Source organism: Arthrobacter sp. Hiyo1 (genome assembly GCF_001263615.2).
GTDB lineage: Bacteria > Actinomycetota > Actinomycetes > Actinomycetales > Micrococcaceae > Arthrobacter.
Genome location: NZ_DF952468.1, coordinates 418072 through 419074, shown reverse-complemented (window position 1 = coordinate 419074; position 1003 = coordinate 418072). Strand labels below are relative to the sequence as shown.

The window sequence follows — 1003 nt, the reverse complement described above, 5'->3', positions numbered from 1 at the left end:
ATCCAGGGAATCCCCGGCGTGGGCTGAGCCGCGGACTTTGACCGCCCGCCCGCGAGCACCGCTTCCCCGACGGAAAGCTGGCGGATCGCGATTGCCCTGACGTTCTGCGGATGGCGTTGGGCGAACTCGGCGTAGATCGCTTCGTCGTGCTGTCCGTCGTCGCCTACCAGCAACCACTTGATGCCGGGGAACTCCGCGGCGAGACGTTCCAACGAACTCCTCTTGTGCTCCTGTCCGCTGCGGAACCAGTGGTCCGGGGTGGGACCCCAGTCGGTCAGGAGCTTGGGACCGGCGGGATATAAATTGCGGGACAGGAAGCGTGACAGTGTCGGAGCGACGTTCCACGCTCCGGTCGACAGGTACACCACGGGGGCCGACGGCGCCGTCCTCACGATCCGCTCGTACAGCACAGCCATGCCCGGCGTCGGGGTCCTCGCGTGTTCGTCGAGTACGAAGGTGTTCCAGGCGGCTAGGAATGGACGGGGCAGCGCCGTGACCATCACGGTATCGTCAATGTCGGAGACGACACCGAAGTCTGCGTCGTCCGCGACGATTTGCACAGGGCTTCCACGATCCTGGATCCGCCGGATTGCACGGTGATCGTATGCCAGCCGACGTCGAGGGCTGCCGGGATTTGGGCGTCGACGACACCTCCGCGGTCGGCTTCGACGTCGTGGTCGATGCCCGCAATCGTCACCCGCACGGTGGCATGTGCCACGGGCGCGCTCGTGAAATTGCGCCAACCGCGCATGCCATCTTTCAGCGGTTTGAGCTTACCTGCCTGGGTGCCGCTCCCGCCGTCCCGTGGTTCACTGCGGACAATGCGCGCCAAAACCCGGACCCATGAGGTGGTGCCGTAACCGGTGTAAGGGATGACGGTCTCCACCCGACCGCGCCGGATCGCGAGACGCGTCTGGAACCTGAGCCAGGCATCGTCGATCCTCAGGGCCAGGTGGCGGCCTGCGCCGCTCGACGACGTCGGGCCCACGCTCTCAACGCTGTT

The 1003-nt window shown here is 65.9% G+C and carries 1 pseudogene; it reads right to left on the bottom strand.

Annotation, left to right across the window (positions count from 1 at the left end):
• A pseudogene (locus AHiyo1_RS01860) lies at positions 1-988 on the bottom strand (App1 family protein); the annotation flags it as partial.
• Between the last annotated feature and the right edge of the window lie 15 nt (positions 989-1003).